The sequence below is a fragment of the Nocardia sp. NPDC003693 genome (assembly GCF_053981095.1).
The window spans coordinates 1-15,269 of sequence record NZ_JBSFNO010000066.1 but is presented as its reverse complement, the minus strand read 5'-3'; the positions used below and the strand labels follow the sequence as shown (position 1 = coordinate 15,269).

20 protein-coding genes are annotated in these 15,269 nt (G+C 68.8%); 14 read left to right on the top strand and 6 right to left on the bottom strand.

Annotated features, from left to right (window positions below):
- Positions 1 to 116 precede the first annotated feature (116 nt).
- Both ACWDOP_RS37910 and ACWDOP_RS37905 read right to left on the bottom strand, forming a co-directional pair.
- Positions 117 to 545, bottom strand: a complete 429-nt coding sequence (locus ACWDOP_RS37910) for a hypothetical protein (RefSeq protein WP_456348931.1) — start codon at positions 543 to 545, stop codon at positions 117 to 119.
- A gap of 60 nt (positions 546 to 605) precedes the next feature.
- Entirely contained in the window at positions 606 to 1,364 is a 759-nt protein-coding gene (locus ACWDOP_RS37905) for a GTP pyrophosphokinase (RefSeq protein WP_456348930.1), read from the bottom strand.
- Between the two features lie 228 nt (positions 1,365 to 1,592).
- Between ACWDOP_RS37905 and ACWDOP_RS37900 the strand changes: the two genes are divergently transcribed.
- Positions 1,593 to 2,390: a serine protease gene (locus tag ACWDOP_RS37900; RefSeq protein WP_456348929.1), complete on the top strand. Its 798-nt coding sequence runs from the start codon at positions 1,593 to 1,595 to the stop codon at positions 2,388 to 2,390.
- Between the two features lie 2 nt (positions 2,391 to 2,392).
- On the opposite strand, the gene ACWDOP_RS37895 is transcribed toward ACWDOP_RS37900, so the two are convergent.
- The gene (locus ACWDOP_RS37895; protein WP_456348928.1) at positions 2,393 to 2,953 is read right to left on the bottom strand and encodes a DJ-1/PfpI/YhbO family deglycase/protease; all 561 of its coding nucleotides are present in this window, start codon (positions 2,951 to 2,953) and stop codon (positions 2,393 to 2,395) included.
- An 11-nt stretch (positions 2,954 to 2,964) separates the two neighbouring features.
- The gene (locus ACWDOP_RS37890) at positions 2,965 to 3,216 is read right to left on the bottom strand and encodes a hypothetical protein (protein WP_456348927.1); all 252 of its coding nucleotides are present in this window, start codon (positions 3,214 to 3,216) and stop codon (positions 2,965 to 2,967) included.
- Between the two features lie 183 nt (positions 3,217 to 3,399).
- Between ACWDOP_RS37890 and ACWDOP_RS37885 the strand changes: the two genes are divergently transcribed.
- The gene (locus tag ACWDOP_RS37885; RefSeq protein ID WP_456348933.1) at positions 3,400 to 4,722 is read left to right on the top strand and encodes an NAD(P)/FAD-dependent oxidoreductase; all 1,323 of its coding nucleotides are present in this window, start codon (positions 3,400 to 3,402) and stop codon (positions 4,720 to 4,722) included.
- A gap of 22 nt (positions 4,723 to 4,744) precedes the next feature.
- Here the strand turns inward: ACWDOP_RS37885 and ACWDOP_RS37880 are convergent, their stop codons facing one another.
- Positions 4,745 to 5,593: a DUF4436 family protein gene (locus tag ACWDOP_RS37880; RefSeq protein WP_456348926.1), complete on the bottom strand. Its 849-nt coding sequence runs from the start codon at positions 5,591 to 5,593 to the stop codon at positions 4,745 to 4,747.
- A 72-nt stretch (positions 5,594 to 5,665) separates the two neighbouring features.
- Complete coding sequence (locus ACWDOP_RS37875) at positions 5,666 to 6,313, bottom strand: hypothetical protein (protein ID WP_456348925.1); 648 nt, start codon at positions 6,311 to 6,313, stop codon at positions 5,666 to 5,668.
- 18 nt (positions 6,314 to 6,331) lie between these two features.
- Between ACWDOP_RS37875 and ACWDOP_RS37870 the strand changes: the two genes are divergently transcribed.
- From ACWDOP_RS37870 to ACWDOP_RS37815, 12 genes are all read left to right on the top strand, one after another.
- Entirely contained in the window at positions 6,332 to 6,583 is a 252-nt protein-coding gene (locus ACWDOP_RS37870) for a hypothetical protein (RefSeq protein WP_456348924.1), read from the top strand.
- A gap of 316 nt (positions 6,584 to 6,899) precedes the next feature.
- Complete coding sequence (locus ACWDOP_RS37865; RefSeq protein ID WP_456348923.1) at positions 6,900 to 8,081, top strand: lipid-transfer protein; 1,182 nt, start codon at positions 6,900 to 6,902, stop codon at positions 8,079 to 8,081.
- A 2-nt stretch (positions 8,082 to 8,083) separates the two neighbouring features.
- The gene (locus tag ACWDOP_RS37860; RefSeq protein WP_456348922.1) at positions 8,084 to 8,542 is read left to right on the top strand and encodes a MaoC family dehydratase N-terminal domain-containing protein; all 459 of its coding nucleotides are present in this window, start codon (positions 8,084 to 8,086) and stop codon (positions 8,540 to 8,542) included.
- Positions 8,539 to 8,958: a MaoC/PaaZ C-terminal domain-containing protein gene (locus ACWDOP_RS37855; protein WP_456348921.1), complete on the top strand. Its 420-nt coding sequence runs from the start codon at positions 8,539 to 8,541 to the stop codon at positions 8,956 to 8,958. Before ACWDOP_RS37860 ends, ACWDOP_RS37855 begins: the two co-directional genes overlap by 4 nt.
- A 15-nt stretch (positions 8,959 to 8,973) precedes the next feature.
- Positions 8,974 to 9,804, top strand: a complete 831-nt coding sequence (locus tag ACWDOP_RS37850) for an SDR family NAD(P)-dependent oxidoreductase (RefSeq protein ID WP_456348920.1) — start codon at positions 8,974 to 8,976, stop codon at positions 9,802 to 9,804.
- A 144-nt stretch (positions 9,805 to 9,948) separates the two neighbouring features.
- Positions 9,949 to 11,112, top strand: a complete 1,164-nt coding sequence (locus ACWDOP_RS37845) for a TetR/AcrR family transcriptional regulator (protein ID WP_456348919.1) — start codon at positions 9,949 to 9,951, stop codon at positions 11,110 to 11,112.
- A gap of 78 nt (positions 11,113 to 11,190) precedes the next feature.
- On the top strand, positions 11,191 to 12,378 hold the full coding sequence (locus tag ACWDOP_RS37840; protein ID WP_456348918.1) for an MFS transporter: 1,188 nt from the start codon (positions 11,191 to 11,193) through the stop codon (positions 12,376 to 12,378).
- A gap of 131 nt (positions 12,379 to 12,509) precedes the next feature.
- A complete protein-coding gene (locus tag ACWDOP_RS37835) occupies positions 12,510 to 12,875 on the top strand; it encodes a hypothetical protein (RefSeq protein WP_456348917.1) in 366 nt (121 codons plus the stop codon).
- Positions 12,872 to 13,594: a F0F1 ATP synthase subunit A gene (atpB, locus tag ACWDOP_RS37830; protein ID WP_456348916.1), complete on the top strand. Its 723-nt coding sequence runs from the start codon at positions 12,872 to 12,874 to the stop codon at positions 13,592 to 13,594. Before ACWDOP_RS37835 ends, atpB begins: the two co-directional genes overlap by 4 nt.
- Positions 13,595 to 13,665: 71 nt before the next feature.
- Positions 13,666 to 13,926, top strand: coding sequence for an ATP synthase F0 subunit C (atpE, locus tag ACWDOP_RS37825; RefSeq protein WP_454202151.1), 261 nt, complete (start codon positions 13,666 to 13,668; stop codon positions 13,924 to 13,926).
- Positions 13,927 to 13,930: 4 nt separating this feature from the next.
- Positions 13,931 to 14,383, top strand: a complete 453-nt coding sequence (locus ACWDOP_RS37820; RefSeq protein ID WP_456348915.1) for a F0F1 ATP synthase subunit B family protein — start codon at positions 13,931 to 13,933, stop codon at positions 14,381 to 14,383.
- A complete protein-coding gene (locus tag ACWDOP_RS37815; protein WP_456348914.1) occupies positions 14,380 to 14,919 on the top strand; it encodes a F0F1 ATP synthase subunit B family protein in 540 nt (179 codons plus the stop codon). Before ACWDOP_RS37820 ends, ACWDOP_RS37815 begins: the two co-directional genes overlap by 4 nt.
- Positions 14,920 to 15,269: the final 350 nt, after the last annotated feature.

Here is a 15,269-nt window from a genome sequence, read left to right as displayed (position 1 = left end):
CGACGGCACAGTGATCGGCCCGACCCACCCGGTCCGGCCCGATACCCGAGCGGACCGGCGACCCCGGTCCGCTCCGTGCGTTTGCGGGCCCGGTTGCCGGAAACCCGCACCGGCGCTCAGTGATCGGTCGCGGGAGCCAGGAGATCGGGTGTGTCCGCGGGCCGCAGCTGGGGCGCGTAGATCGACACGGCGAGCCGGACGTCCAGGTCGGCCAGGCGGCGCAGCAGCGGCGCGGGGAAGACGGGGGAGGTGACCGGCCCGGTCAGCTCGGCTTCGTAGCCGAGGTCGAAGACGCGGTCGGCCACGGCGTGCCAGCGCGTGCGAGCGGGGTCCGGCAGCGCCTCGATCAGGGCGCAGAGGGCCGCCGCGACGGCGGCCGGGTCATCGGAATGGTCCGTGCCGGCCTCGAAGGTGAAGACGAACGATCCGTCCGGGTCGCTGCCCTCGTGCAGCACCGAGATGGCGTCGCCGAATGCGGTGCGCAGCTCCGTCAGATCGGCCGTATCTCGTACTTCCACATCGATATTCAAGAATCGGGCGCTCATGGCGCCCATCCTGCCACGGTCGTCGAATGGATTTCCGTGCGCGACAGCGGTTCCGCGGATTCAGCTTTCGGCGAGCAGATTTTCGTAGAGCGCGCTGAAATCGACCCCGCCGGCCCGATCCCGGACGGGCTCGCGGCTGCCATTGTGGTCGACGAGACGGTGCAGGGACTCCATTTTCTCGTCGAGCCGGTTGGCGGCTTCGGCGGCCTGGGTCAGTTCACTCAGCAGATTCGGGGGGACCTGGCCGCGATATTTGTAGTAGATCTTGTGTTCCAGGCTGGCCCAGAAGTCCATGGCGATGGTGCGAATCTGGATCTCGACGGGAACGCGGACCGTGCGATCGACGCGGAACACCGGTATCGAGACGATCAGGTGCAGGCTCTGGTAGCCGTTGGGTTTGCGATGGGTGATGTAGTCGCGCTCGTCCAGGACCGTCACGTCCTCCTGACCGGCGATCATGTCCCGCACCGCGGCGATATCGGAGATGAAGCTGCACACCACCCGGACACCGGCGATGTCCAGCACGTTCTCCCGGATGCTCGCCAGATTCATCGGGTACTTCTTGCGCTGCACCTTCTCCAGCACGCTCTCGGGCGACTTCAATCGCGAGTTGATGTGCTCGATCGGGTTGTACTCGTTGGAATTGTGCAGATCCTCGCGCAGGATATTGAACTTCGTCGTGATCTCGTCGATCGCGAATTTGTAGTCGAGCATGAAGTCGACGAACTGGCCGTGCAGTTCGCGGAGTTCGTCGATCCGTACCGCGCCCGAACCGTCGGCGTCGACGTCGGTGGCCGGAGGGCGTGCGGGAGATTTCATCCCCTCCATACTGACAGATGGCCGAGTATCCCCATGTCAGCGCCATTCCCGCGCGGAATTCGAGGCACGCCGGGCGTTTTTCCGGCACTGTGTGCTCGGTCACATATAGAATTCTTCAGGCGGCGTCCTTCGGTCCGAAAAGTTTCATCGGACGCCGCGCAACAGTCGGCACACCCGTTGGCGAAAACCTCCAGAGTCCCTGTTGCATCGCACCCGCAGGAGCAGCCCATGCCGCTTCCCACGTTGTCCGGGCACCATCGACTACTGTGCGGTGCGGGTGCCGTCGCCGCGGCGGCGATCGCGCTGGCGCCCTGTACGCCCGCCGCGGCGATCGCGGGAGGTCGCCCCGCCGTCGCCGGGGAAATTCACTCCGTCGTCGAGATCACCGGCGGGCTCAGCCCCTGCAACGGCACGATCCTCGCTCCCCGCGCGGTGCTCACCGCGGCGCACTGCCTGATCGGTATCGAGCGGCCGACGAACCTCGGCATCCTGTACGGATCGATCGACACCGGCACTGGGACCCCGGTCCCGGTGGCGGACGCGGCGGTGTACGAGAACTTCAACCCGATGCTCGGTCTCGGTGATCTCGCCGTCCTCATCCTGGCCGAGCCCATCACCTTCGGCCCCACGGCACAGCCGGTCGACCTGCCCCCGCAGGGCCAGGACCCGGACTCGGGCACCACCGCGGTCATCGCCGGGTGGGGCGCCACCGAACCCAACGGATCACAAAGTCCCACACTGCAAGTGGGCACGGCGCGCATCATTTCGCGCTCCCACTGCCTGGTTCCCGCAGCCGCCCTGGGCCTGCTCGGGGACCTCGTCTGCATCTCCGGCGCGGGCGCGGCACGGCCCTGCGTCGGCGACAGCGGCGGGCCGATGCTCTACACCCCGCCCGGTGCGCCCCGCCCCGTCGTCATCGGCATCACCTCGAACGGGCTCCCGTGTGGTTTCGACCTGAGCGGCCACGCCGCCTACACCAGGGTCGGGCACTTCAGCGTCTGGATACAGGAACACCTGCCCGCCTGAGGTCAGGCCCGCGTCAGCAGCTCGGTGATGGCGGCGACGAAATCCGGCAGGTCGTCGGGCCGGCGCGAGGTGATCAGCGGCCAGTCCTTGTGCGTGCAGGTGACCGCCGGTTCGTCGACCCAGTTGCCGTGCGCGTTGACGATGTCGGTGCGCAGGGACGGATACGAGGTGAGGGTCTTGTCCGGCAGGACGTACGAGTCCACCAGCAGCCACGGCCCGTGGCAGATCGCCGCGATCGGCGTCCCGGATTCCACGAACGACTGCACCAGCGCACGAGCGGGGTCGTGTACCCGGAGCTTGTCGGCGTTGACGGTGCCGCCGGGAATCACCAGGGCGTCGTACTCGGCGGGATCGACCGCCTCGATCGCGAGATCGGGGTGCACCCGCTCGGCGGGGTCGAGGTCGTGCCGGAAGGTCCGGACCGGTTCGTGCTCGATCGCCGCGTGCGTCACCGCGGCTCCGGCGGCGCGCAGCTGATCCCTGGGCACCGCCAGCTCGTCGTGTTCGACCCCCGTATTGGAGGTGATGACGAGTACGCGCTTGCCGTCGAGTGATCCGGTCATCTGATGCTCCTTTACCGTCGTCTGTTCCGGAAGCGGTGGTGCTCGACCGCGATCCAGGCGATACCGGCCGAGAACGTCGCGGCGATCACCGCGGACCGCATGACCGGCCAGCCGCCGGAACCGGCCAGGGTCCAGGCCAGCGTCAGCACCCCGGCCAGCAGCAGCGCGAAGCCGGGCCAGTTCACGCCGTCCAGCAGGGTCGGCGGGGCGGCGGGCTCGGCGGGCAGCGGTGCGGCGGCTTCGGGGACGGTCGTCTGGGTCATCGGCGGGCGCTCCTCGGTGTTCGGTTTCAGAGGGCGTGTGCCCCGATCTCGGCGGGGCAAACGGTGCGCGGCGGTTCCCCGGTGATTACGGGCGCGAGCAGGGTCACCCCGCGGGCCGGGTTTCGAGGCGGGCGGCCGGGGAAAAGCGGAGGAAACGAGACGAGCGAGGTGGATCGGGTGAGCATGGAGAACAGTGCGGGACCGCAGCGCGTGGTGATCGTCGGGAGTGGATTCGCCGGGTACACCTGCGCCCGGAAACTGTCCCGGCTACTGGGGCGGTCCGGACGCGACGTGGAGATCGTGCTGGTGTCCCCGACCGATTATCACCTGTACACCCCGCTGCTGCCCGATGTGGCGGGTGGCCTGATCGATCCGAGGTTCGTCGCGATCTCCCTGGTCGACACCCTGCCGCGGGTTCAGCTGGTGATCGGCACCGTCGACGCGATCGATCCGGACGCGAAAACCCTGACCGTGCACCGGGGTGACGACGCGCCCCTCGAATTGTCCTGGGACAGGCTGGTATTGACCCCCGGATCGGTCACGCGCCTGTTCGACGTGCCCGGTCTGGCCGAGCACGCGCGCGGGTTGAAGACGATCGCCGAGGCGGTGTACCTGCGCGAGCATTTCCTGCGTCAGCTCGAATTGGCCGACCACGACGACGATCCCGAGGTGTGCCGGGCACGTCGCACCGTCGTGGTCGTGGGTGCGTCGTATGCCGGAACCGAACTCGTCGCCCAACTGCGCGCGCTCGCCGACGCGTACAGCGCCCGTCGCGGCCACGACCCCTCGGACATCCGGTTCCTACTGCTGGACACCGCGGACCGGGTCATGCCCGAGGTCGGAGAACGCCTGGGGGACAAGGCCTTGAGCGTGCTGCGCGAGCGCGGCATCGACATCCGGCTGGAGACCACGCTGCGCGAGGTGACCGACGAGCACGTCGTGCTCACCGACGACACCGTCGTGCCCACCCGCACGGTCGCGTGGGTGACCGGGGTGACCGGCGCCCCGATCCTGTCCGGCCTGAACCTGCCGATGGAACGCGGCCGCCTGATCGTGGATCCCTCCCTGCGGGTACCCGGCCATCCGGGCGTCTTCGCCGGCGGTGACGCCGCGGCGGTCCCCGATCTGACGGTCCCCGGCAAGATCACCCCGCCCACCGCCCAGCACGCCACCCGCCAGGGCGCCGTCCTGGCCCGCAACGTCGCCGCCAGCCTGGGCGTCGGCACCAGCACCCGCTACAAACACCGCGACCTGGGCCTGGTGGTTGATCTGGGCCCGCGCTTCGCCGTGGCGAATCCCCTCGGTGTCCGCCTGTCCGGCCTCCCCGCCAAATTCGTCACCCGCGCCTACCACACCCTCGCGGTGTCCCGGGGCGTGAACCGCTGGGCCGTCACCCTGTCCTACCTGACGAACATCTTCACCCCGCGCCCCCTCTCGACCTTGGGCCTGGTGGACTCGGTCGAGTCCGGATTCAGTGGGAGCGAAGGGATTCCGTCGTCCCGCTGACCTCGGGGGTGTTCGGGCACGATCAGGTCGTGACCCGAACGCCCTTCCAGGTCACCAGCGCGATGGAGAGCGCGACGATCGCCTCGGCCCAGAAGAACGCGCAGTAGTCGATGAGCGAGCCCACCGGCGGCGTGCCTGGCGCGGCGTTGCGGAACCCCACCAGGGCGAACAGGGTCGCGGCCATCCAGCCCAGCGCCGGCCACGGCAGCCCGAGGCGATGGCGCACGATGTACAGCGCCCCGGCCAGCACCGAGAGCGACAGCAGCCACATGACCACCAGCTGGAACCACGCCAGGATGAACGTGCCGCGCGAGCGCTTGACGGTGACGGTCGCGTAGGCCGCCCCGGGATCCACCTGCTCCTCGCCGATACGGCTGAGATAGAAGGGGTCGTAGTCGGTGTAGGACAACGACATCGGGATGTCCGCGCCGTCCACCGTCACCTCGGCGAGCAGTTCCACGGTGTACCGATCGAACGGATAATCCGAGATCACCCCGTCCGAGAGCGGCAGCCGCACCTCCTTGCCGGTGATCCGGTCGCCCGCGGGCATGGTCAGCCGTGTGGTGCTCGCCAGCGGCAACTCCACCACGATCTCCTTGGCGGGGATGGTCTGGTCGCTGTCCGAAGCCAGTGCGCCCCAGGGCACCACGCGCAGTTGCGTCACGACTTCCCGTCGTTGCGCCTCGATGCGCTGCGCCCCGAACTCGAGGTGCACGCCGTCGCCGACCTCCGCGGCCCCGATCTCCGAGGCGACCTCGCGGGTTCCGCGCTCGTTCGCGTAGGCGAGTGCACCGATGGCAATCGCACAGACGACGCCGACAGCGGCGATCACGTACGGCATTCGGCGTCGTTCGGAAGCAGTGTCGGCCACGATCGGGAACGTTAGCGAATGTCCGGCTATTCGAGCCGGTGTAGCACGCGGGCGCGCCGATTCCGAGTGCGGCTAGTCCTTGGTCTCGATCGCGATCTCGCCGCCGAGGGAATACCCGCCGGACAGCTCGAGGCCGTCGCCGCTCCAGAAGCGGCCCGGGTCATACCAATTGGCTTTGCGGTCCTTGGGCAGCAGGCCCATCTCCTGGTAGGTCACCGCGACCACCTCGGCGCAGTAGGCGCTCTCGAGCTCGCCGGTGGTGGTGCGCTCGGATTTGCGGCGGGGCAGGCGCGCGCCGCGGCCGCGGAACCAGCGGCCCGCCAGGGCGGCGGTGGACGGGAACGGGGTGCCGTCCAGGCGGGCGATCGTGCGCAGCAGGTTCGCTTCCATGTCGGGGGTTACCGGGCGATCGAGCTGGCGGAACCAGGCGCGCTGTTCGTAGCGCTCGGCCCAGACCATGACCGCGTCGCGCAGATTGTGCAGCTGGACCCCGCGGTGGGTGGTGCCGGACCACATGTCGGGCAGGGAGCGGCCGAGCTCGGCGTGCCAAATCAGCGCGGGCAGATCGTCGATCACCACGGACATGCCGACGTGGTTGACGGGGCTGTTGGTGGTCATGCGAATCGCCCGGTCGGCGGCCGAATGACCGCGAAAGAGCCAGATGTCGCCGGTTCTGGTGAGCTCGAGTGCTCGGTCCAGTCCGATGCCGGTGTCGCTCATACCCGTAGCCTATGCGGTATGAGGTGGTGGAAGGCAGTGGGATTGGCGGGCGCGGCCGGTGTGGTCGCCACCGGCGTGGTCGTGGTGCGCGCCGAACGGCGGCGCCGCGCCTATACCCCGGACCAGGTTCGTGACCAGTTGCACGCGCGCTTCGCGCAGGCCGAGGCGGCCGGGGAAGTGGCCGAAATCGACGCTCCCGCACCGCAACCCGTTACCGGGCTGCGCGAACGGCTCCGTCGCGTGTTCCGGCGCGGACCCTTCGCTCGGTAGTCGTCACGGAACCCGTTCGGGTTCCGGTGTTCTCATTCACGCGGTGTCGCCGTGATCCGCATTCGGGTCCGGTGACAGCCGCGGATTCGGCCGTGCCCCATCGCTTCCGTGCGGTGTGAGCCGCCCACCTCCTTCGTTTCCGGCCCCGGCCCGTTCGAGCGCTCGGCTCACGGAAGATCCGCCGCCGCGTTCGCCTGCCTCTCCGAGTAAGTGAACCAGGATAAGCAGCATTCCGCCCTTCGGGGAAGCCTTTTTTGTAGCGCCCACTTCCCGTACCGTCCGATAAGTAAATCGCGAACAGTTTAGGAGGGCCTCTATGGCCACCACCGTCGTCGCCGGTGTGGGGATGATCCCGTTCACGACACCGCGCAACAGTCAGACCTACGACCTGATGGGCGAACAGGCCGTCCGCGCCGCGCTCGCGGATGCCGGGATCGCCTACGAGGCCGTGCAGCAGGCGTACGCGGGCTACGTGTACGGCGATTCGACCGCGGGCCAGGCCGCGCTGTACCGGGTCGGCACCACCGGCATCCCGGTCGTGAACGTCAACAACAACTGCTCCACCGGATCCTCGGCGTTGTTCCTGGCCCGCCAGGCCATCGAGCACGGGATCGCGGAGGTGGTGCTCGCGGTCGGGTTCGAGCAGATGCGGGCCGGCGCGCTCGCCGCCGGCTACACCGACCGGCCGACCCCGTTCGACAGCTTCGACCGGGTCGTCGAGGGCATCCAGGGCAGCGGCGACGAGCCTTTCGCCGCACGGTATTTCGGCGGCGCGGGCCGGGAGTACTGCGAGAAGTACGGCATGGATCCGGCGGTCTTCGCGCAGATCGCGGTCAAGGCGCGCAAGCACGCGGCGAACAACCCGTACGCGGTGTTCCGCGACCCGGTCACGGTCGAGGAGGTGCTCGCCTCGCCGCGGATCTACGGCCCGCTGACCAGGCTGCAGTGCTGCCCGCCCACCGGCGGCGCGGCGGCCGCGGTGCTGGTGAGTGCCGACTACGCCCGCCGGCACGGGCTGCGCTCGGACGTGGCGATCAAGGCCCAGGCCATGACCACCGACGGCGCCGCGACCTTCGCCGGAAATTCCATGCTGACGATCGTCGGCTCGGAGATGAGCCGCGCCGCCGCGGCCCGGGTCTACGAGCAGGCCGGGGTCGATCCCCGCGACATCCCGGTCGTCGAACTGCACGACTGCTTCACCACCAACGAACTGCTGACCTACGAGGCCCTCGGCCTCACCCCCGAGGGCACCGCGGAGAAGTTCATCGCCGACGGCGACAACACCTATGGCGGGCGCGTGGTCACCAATCCGTCGGGCGGCCTGCTGTCCAAAGGACATCCGCTCGGCGCGACCGGGCTCGCGCAGTGCGCCGAACTCGTCTGGCAGCTGCGCGGACAGGCGGGGGACCGCCAGGTCGAGGGCGCGAAGCTGGCGCTGCAGCACAACATCGGCCTCGGTGGCGCGGCCGTGGTCACGCTGTACGAGAAGGTGAGCTGACCGTGCCCGTCGACCCCGCGCTCATCGGCGCCGAACTACCCGCGACCGTGCTCACCGTGGACGAGGGCCGACTTCGCTTCTTCGCCAAGGCGATCGGCGAGACGAACCCGATATTCACCGACTCCGCCGCCGCGGCCGCCGCCGGGCACGCCACGCTCCCGGTGCCCCCGACGTTCCTGTTCGCCATCGAACTCGAACAACCCGATCCGTTCGCGTGGCTGGCCGACACCGGCGTCGACCTGCGCCGGGTGCTGCACGGCGAACAGGAATTCACCTACCACTCGCTCGCCCACGCGGGGGACGTGCTCACCGCGCGCCCCACCATCGCCGATGTCTACGCCAAGAAGAACGGCGCCCTCGAATTCATAGTCAAACGGACGAGCGTCACCCGGGCCGACGGCACCGCGGTCGCCGACCTGACCTCGGTGATCGTCGTGCAGAATCCGCGGGAGGGATCATGACCACCACCGCGAAACTCGTTGTCGGACAGACTCTGCCACCGCTCGAGATCGACCCGATCTCCCGTACCACGCTGGCGCTGTTCGCGGGCGCCTCCGGCGACCACAACCCGATCCACCTCGACATCGACGTCGCGGCATCGGCCGGACTGGACGACGTCTTCGCCCACGGCATGCTCTCGATGGCGTACCTGGGCAGACTGCTGACCGAGTACTTCGCACCCGAGTCGATTCGCTCGTACGCCGTGCGCTTCGCCGCCAAGACCCCGGTGCTGGGCCGCCCGACCGCGACCGGAACGGTCACCGCGGTCGACACCGTCGACGGCGAGACCCGGGCCACCCTCGACCTCGCCGTCACGCTCGCCGACGGCACCACCACCCTGATCGGCACCGCGGTCGTCGCGGTCGCCACGCCTTGAAAGGACATGCGGCACATGGGAAAACTGGACGGCAGAATCGCCATCGTCTCCGGCTCGGGGCGCGGCATCGGGCGTGAGATCGCGCTCAAACTCGCCTCGGACGGCGCGGCGGTCGTGGTCAACGATCTCGACGCCGACCCCGCCGGGGAGACCGTCGCCGCCATCGAGGCCGCGGGCGGCAGAGCGGTGGCCTGCGTGGGCAGCGTGACCGACGCCGACTTCGGCGAGCGTTTCGTCGGTACCGCCGTCGAGCAGTTCGGCGGGCTCGACATCATCGTCAACAACGCCGGCTACACCTGGGATTCGGTCATCCAGAAGATGACCGACGAGCAGTGGGACGCGATCCTCGACGTGCACCTCAAGGCGCCGTTCCGGATTCTGCGCGCGGCCCAGCCGGTGATCGCCGGACTGGTGAAGCAGGCCAGGGCGGCGGGAGAGCCGGTGCACGCGCGCAAGGTCGTGAACATCTCCTCGATCGCGGGCCTGGGCGGCAATGCGGGACAGGCGAATTACGCCGCCGCCAAGGCCGGTGTCACCGGGCTCACCAAGACCCTGGCCAAGGAGTGGGGCCGGTACAACGTCACCGTGAACACGGTCGCGTTCGGTCTGATCAAGACCAGGCTCACCGAGGCGTCGGCCGATTCCGGCGGCACCATCGACGTGGCGGGCAAGCAGATCAAGGTCGGGGTGAACGCGGACCTGCTCTCGGCGATGGAGAAGGGCATCCCGCTGGGGCGCGGCGGGACGCCCGCCGAAGCCGCGGGCGCGGTGTACCTGTTCTGCATTCCGGAGTCGGATTACATCAGCGCCCAAACCGTGGTCTGCGGAGGCGGTTTCAACGTCTGACGGCTGCCGCCGCGCACCGGCCGGGTGCCTTCCGGCGGCGCGTGACCCGCTGGTGCGCGTACTCGGCGGTCGCGGCGATAGTCTTCCGCGAGAACTCGTCGGGGACGAGCCGATCGATCGAGAGCTAGAGGAATGGTGCAGACCGTGACCCGTCCGGCGCGTGGGACTCGCCCGGCCAACCGCCGGGAGCTCGTGCTGGCCGCCGCCGCCGAGCTGTTCTACCGCCGCGGGTACTCACGGGTGTCGATGAAGGACATCGCCGAGGCGGTCGCGGTCAGCCCCGCCGCGCTCTACCGGCACTTCCGCAACAAACACGAACTGCTGGAAGCCGTTGTGGCGGAGGGACTCACCGCCGTACAGCTCGTGCTCGCCAGGGTGCGCGCGGACGCGCTCCCCGACGCGGTCGCACCGCTGGCCGAGGTGATGAGCGAGCGGCGGGCGATCGGGGTGCTCTGGCATCGCGAGGCCAGGCACCTCACCGGGGAAGCACGGCGGGAGATTCGCGGCAGGCTCCGCGATATCGGCCGGGACCTCGCCGCCATCGTGCGCCGCGACCGCGCCGAGCTCGACACCTCCCAAGCCGAGTTCCTGGCCTGGGCGATGCTCGGCGTCGCGACCAGCGTCTCGTTCCACGCGGTCGAGGTAGATCCGGACCTGCTGGCCGGGCTGCTGTGCGAGACCGCGGCGACCGAGATCCCCGCGTTCGGGGCCCCGATCCCGGCGGTCCCGGCGTCCTCGTGGTCGCCGTCGCGGCGCGCGGAGATTCTGGCGGCCTCCACCGAACTCTTCGCCGCACAGGGCTTCTCGGCGGTCGGCCTGGACGACATCGGGGCCGCGATCGGCATCGCGGGCGCGAGTCTCTACAACCATTTCGGCAGCAAGGCCGAGATCCTGTCCGCCGCTATCACGCGCGGTGGTGAGCTGCTGCGCGCGGACCTGGACCGCGAACTCGCCCGCGCGCACGGCCCCGAGGACGCGCTGCGCCGGCTGGTCGCGAGCTACCGTGAGTTCGCGTTCGAGCACTCGTCCCTGGTCCGGCTGCTCAACTCCGAGGTGGACCAGCTCCCCGACGAGGATCGCCACCGCGCCCGCGCCGCCCAGCACGACTACATAGCGACCTGGATGCGCCTGCTGCGCCAGTCCGGGGTCGAGTCCGCCGACGCCCGCGCCCGGGTCCGGGTGCAGGCCGCGCTCAACACGATCAACGACGTCGCCACCACGCCGTCGCTGCGGCAGTACGCCGCCACCGGCGCGGCGGTCGAAGCGGTATGTCACACACTGCTTCTGGCGGGGCGCACCGCCGACTGACCCGCCGTACACTCCGCCGGGACGGTCACGTCGTATTACCGCCGGTACCCGGCTGCGTGCGTCCCTACCGTCGACCGGGTGCATATCGATACCAGCGCCGCGGCGCCCGCCCGGCTCCGCGGTTCCGTTGTCCTGTTCATGTCGGTCGCGGCCGCCGTCGGCACCTCGGCCATCTACCCGATGCAGCCTGCGATCGCGGACGTCGCGGACTCGCTCGACACGCGCATCACCGCGGTCGGCATCGCGCTCGCGTGCGGACCCGTCGGCTACCTGATCGGCCTGGGTCTGCTTGTGCCGCTTGTCGATCGCTTCGCTCCGGGACGCGTCCTGGCCGCGCAGTTCGGGATTCTCGCCGCCGCGCTCGCGGTCGGCGCGGCCGTCCATTCCGTCGCCGTGCTGGGGGTGGTGATCGGCGTGACCGGGGCGTGCTCGGCGGTCGGGGCGGGGCTGAGTTCGGTCGCGGGGCGACTGGCGCCGCCGCGGCGGCGGGCGACGGTGCTGGGGGTGGTGACCGCGGGAATCTCGGTCGGGATCCTCGCCGGCCGGATCGTGGGCGGGTGGCTCGCGGACGCGATCGGGTGGCGCGGCATGCTGCTCGTCTTCGCCGCGGCGTGCGGTCTGCTCGCCCTCGGATGCCTGTCGGTGCTGCCCGCCGCGACCGGCGGCAGCGAGCGCGGCTATCTCGCGACGCTGCGGTCCCTGCCCGGCCTGTTCGTCCATCACGCCACCCTGCGCGTCGCCGCCATCGGCGGTTTCCTGTGGTTCTTCGCGTTCTGCGCGGTGTGGGCGGGCCTCGCCGTCGCGCTCGCGCAGCCGCCGTATTCCTACTCGGCCGAACGGATCGGCCTGTACGCCCTCGCGGGACTGTCGGGCCTGGTGGCCACGCGGATCGCGGGTGCGCGGACCGACCGCGACGGTGCGCGCCGGGTGATCCTCGCCGGCTTGGCCCTGGCCGCGGTCGCGGCGGGGCTCGCGGGGTTCGGCCTCTCGAACACGGTGGTGACACTGGTCTGCCTGGCCGCTTTCGACGCGGGGCTCTTCGCCGCCCAGGTGGCCAATCAGAGCACGGTGCTGGCGATCGAACCCGCCGCGCCGGCCCGCTTCAACAGCGCGTACATGGTGGTGTACTTCGCGGGCGGCAGTCTCGGTACGGCGTTCGGCGCGGTGGCGGTCGAGTGGGCCGGATGGCCGGCCACCGCGCTGAGCGCGGCGGCGGCGATCGGCGTCGCCGCGATGGTGGTGAGCCGGTCGCGGCGAGACGCGTGATCGTGGCAGTGCGGCAAGGGGTTTCGTACCGGGCCACGTCGCGTCCATGTATACTACGAATTGTAGTAGTTGGAAGCCGTTGCGGGATTGGGGAATTCGGCTCCGCAACACTGTCGGTAGAGGGAGGGTTCATGTCGTATGCCACGGAACGCCGGCTGATCCTCGTCGGAGTGGGAACCGGGGCAGTGGTTCTCGCGACGGCCGGGTTCTTCGATCACCTGCTGTTCGGTGTATTCATCTGTGCCGGAATGATGCTGGGCCTGGCCAACGCCCACGTCGCGCGGGCGTCGATCGGGTGGGCCGGCGGCGGAGCGCGGTCCGGTGCGCGCGCACTCGTCGCGGCGTCCGGGCTGCGGCTGTTCGGGGTCACCGCCCTGGCGTTCGTCATCGGAGTGCTGACACGACCGGATGGACTCGGAATCTTCTTCGGGCTGTTGGCTTTTCAGATAGCCACCCTCTTGAGCTACGCCCTCCCGATCCGGGAGCACGCGCGATGACCACGATCGAAGTGGGCCATCACGAAACCGCTCGGCTGTTCGGGCTGGACTTCCACGTCGACACCATCCTCGCGACGGTGATCGCCGCGGTGATCGTCCTGGCCATGGCCTTCTACCTGCGGGTCAGGCTGACCTCGGGCGTCCCGAACGGGGTGCAGCTGTTCTTCGAGACAGTCACCGTCCAGATGCGCAACCAGGTCGAATCCGCGATGGGTCTGCGGGTCGCGCCGTTCGTCCTGCCGTTGGCGGTGACGCTGTTCGTCTTCGTACTGCTCTCCAACTGGCTCTCGGTGCTCCCGGTCCAATACGGCGACGGTGAGTTGATCAAACCGCCCGCCGCCGACGTCAACTTCACCTACGCGCTGGCCCTGTTCGTCTTCGTCTGCTATCAAGCGGCGGGTGTCGCGCGCCGCGGACCGGTCGGGCATGTCAAGCAGATCCTGAAGGGCCACATGGGCTGGGGTCCGATGGTCCTGATCAACATCATCGAGGAAGTGGCGAAACCGCTCTCGCTGGCGCTGCGCCTGTTCGGCAACATGTTCGCCGGTGGCGTGATGATCTCGGTGATCGCGATGCTCCCGGCGTGGATCAGCTGGGGCCCGAACGCCGCGTGGAAGATGTTCGACCTGTTCGTCGGACTCATTCAGGCCTTCATCTTCGCCCTCCTCACCGTTCTGTACTTCGGCCAGGCCACCGCGCTCGAGCGCGACGACCACTGACGGCCCGGTCCTCGAATCTGCCCGTGCGGCAGCACATTCCCGGTCAACCCGGAAACTGGAAGGAATACCCCATGGCAGAGGTAACGCACGAGACGATCGTCCAGGCAGCCGCGCTGATCGGCGGCGGGCTGATGATGGTGGGCGGCGCGATCGGCGCCGGGTACGGCAACGGCATGGCCGGCTCGGCACTGATCACCGGCGTCTCCCGGCAGCCCGAACACGAAGGAAAGCTTCGCGGAAACTATTTGATGGCGGTCAGTCTCGTGGACGCCGTGTACTTCATCAACCTCACCTTCATGGCCCTGTTCGCCTTCGCGGCCCCGGGAAAGTAGACCGATGACAGGAACCCTTGCGACACAGAACTTTCTGATTCCCAACGGCACCTTCTTCGCCGAACTGATCATCTTCCTGCTGGTGTTCGCCGTCATCCGGCTGTTCGTGGTTCCGCCCGTGCGGGAGGTGCTGGCACAGCGCGCGGCGCGCGTGGAGACGTCGGCGGCCGACCGGCAACGCGCCCGGGACGCCTTCGCGGCGGCCGAACACGACTACCGCTCGGCGGTATCGGAGGCCCTCACGTCCGCGGCGGCGCGGCGAGAGGACGCCAGAAAACAGGGCCGAGCCCTGGTGACCACCGCCTGCCGGCGGGCGCAGGACGAGACCGACGCCGCCGTGGCCACCGCCACCGCGCTCCTGCGCGCCGACGCCGCTCGCATCGGACCGCGGCTCGACGAGCATCTCGACACGCTGGCGACCGACCTGGCCCACCGCATGATCGGAGGCGGTCGATGAACGACCACGAGCGCATCTACGACATCACGTGGAACTGGCCGGTTTTCGTGAGTCAGCTGTTCGCGTTCGCGATCATCCTCGGCGCCCTGTCGAAATGGGTGCTGCCGCGGGTGCGGAGAATGATGCGGAACGCGCAGGGTGCGATCGCCGCGCAACTCGAGGAAAGTGCCGGAGCCGCTGCGGAATTGGCCGCCGCGGAGGCGGCCTTCGGCCGGGCGGCGGAGGCCGCGCGCGCCGAGGTGGTTCGCATCGAGCACGATGCTCGGCACGACGCGGAACGCATCTTGTCTGTGCTGCGTGAAACGGCGGCCGCCGAGGTCGAGCGGGTGCGTCGCGAAGGGGAGCGGAATGTCGCGACCGTCCGGCGGCAGTTGGAACACGATCTCGTGTCCGAGCTCGCGCACAGCGTCCTCGATCGCACCGAGACCGCGATGCGGAAGCTGCTGTCGACGTCGGCGGCGCAGTCGGGCTGTATCGATAGGTTTCTCGAGGAACTCGACGGGGAGGATTACATAGCGGAGGTCCTCAGCCGATAGGAGATGGCTGGATCGGGGCCGGCCGCGTTGTCGAATTCGGTGAATGGCCGTTGCTTCACTCGAAAGGGTGGAGCAACGGCGGTTTCGGTGGTTTTCGTTTGTCGGGAATTCGTATGACCAGAACGGTACTGATTCTGAATAAGCTTGTATCACAACGTGATTGGTCTATTCGTGCTCGCTATGAAGGAGTAGAATGGAGGCATGGATTCGAGGAAGGTACCCACCATCGCGAGCAGTGCCAAAGCACTTGGCGCTGCGGTGGAGAACCTGCTCGAATTGCCGATGTACTCAATGGCCGATGGCGAGGTCATCGAGGTTATGCAGGAGCTCGAGACCAGTTTCCGCAAGTT

What these genes read in the sequence shown, in the direction of transcription:
- ACWDOP_RS37820 (WP_456348915.1), top strand. Translation starts at nt 13,931, where the DNA reads ATGACAGGAACCCTTGCGACACAGAACTTTCTGATTCCCAACGGCACC.
- ACWDOP_RS37815 (WP_456348914.1), top strand. Translation starts at nt 14,380, where the DNA reads ATGAACGACCACGAGCGCATCTACGACATCACGTGGAACTGGCCGGTT.
- ACWDOP_RS37890 (WP_456348927.1), bottom strand. Translation starts at nt 3,216, where the DNA reads ATGACCCAGACGACCGTCCCCGAAGCCGCCGCACCGCTGCCCGCCGAG.
- ACWDOP_RS37900 (WP_456348929.1), top strand. Translation starts at nt 1,593, where the DNA reads ATGCCGCTTCCCACGTTGTCCGGGCACCATCGACTACTGTGCGGTGCG.
- ACWDOP_RS37910 (WP_456348931.1), bottom strand. Translation starts at nt 545, where the DNA reads ATGAGCGCCCGATTCTTGAATATCGATGTGGAAGTACGAGATACGGCC.
- ACWDOP_RS37865 (WP_456348923.1), top strand. Translation starts at nt 6,900, where the DNA reads ATGGCCACCACCGTCGTCGCCGGTGTGGGGATGATCCCGTTCACGACA.
- ACWDOP_RS37835 (WP_456348917.1), top strand. Translation starts at nt 12,510, where the DNA reads ATGTCGTATGCCACGGAACGCCGGCTGATCCTCGTCGGAGTGGGAACC.
- ACWDOP_RS37850 (WP_456348920.1), top strand. Translation starts at nt 8,974, where the DNA reads ATGGGAAAACTGGACGGCAGAATCGCCATCGTCTCCGGCTCGGGGCGC.
- ACWDOP_RS37885 (WP_456348933.1), top strand. Translation starts at nt 3,400, where the DNA reads ATGGAGAACAGTGCGGGACCGCAGCGCGTGGTGATCGTCGGGAGTGGA.
- ACWDOP_RS37855 (WP_456348921.1), top strand. Translation starts at nt 8,539, where the DNA reads ATGACCACCACCGCGAAACTCGTTGTCGGACAGACTCTGCCACCGCTC.
- ACWDOP_RS37870 (WP_456348924.1), top strand. Translation starts at nt 6,332, where the DNA reads ATGAGGTGGTGGAAGGCAGTGGGATTGGCGGGCGCGGCCGGTGTGGTC.
- atpB (WP_456348916.1), top strand. Translation starts at nt 12,872, where the DNA reads ATGACCACGATCGAAGTGGGCCATCACGAAACCGCTCGGCTGTTCGGG.
- ACWDOP_RS37895 (WP_456348928.1), bottom strand. Translation starts at nt 2,953, where the DNA reads ATGACCGGATCACTCGACGGCAAGCGCGTACTCGTCATCACCTCCAAT.
- atpE (WP_454202151.1), top strand. Translation starts at nt 13,666, where the DNA reads ATGGCAGAGGTAACGCACGAGACGATCGTCCAGGCAGCCGCGCTGATC.
- ACWDOP_RS37905 (WP_456348930.1), bottom strand. Translation starts at nt 1,364, where the DNA reads ATGAAATCTCCCGCACGCCCTCCGGCCACCGACGTCGACGCCGACGGT.
- ACWDOP_RS37875 (WP_456348925.1), bottom strand. Translation starts at nt 6,313, where the DNA reads ATGAGCGACACCGGCATCGGACTGGACCGAGCACTCGAGCTCACCAGA.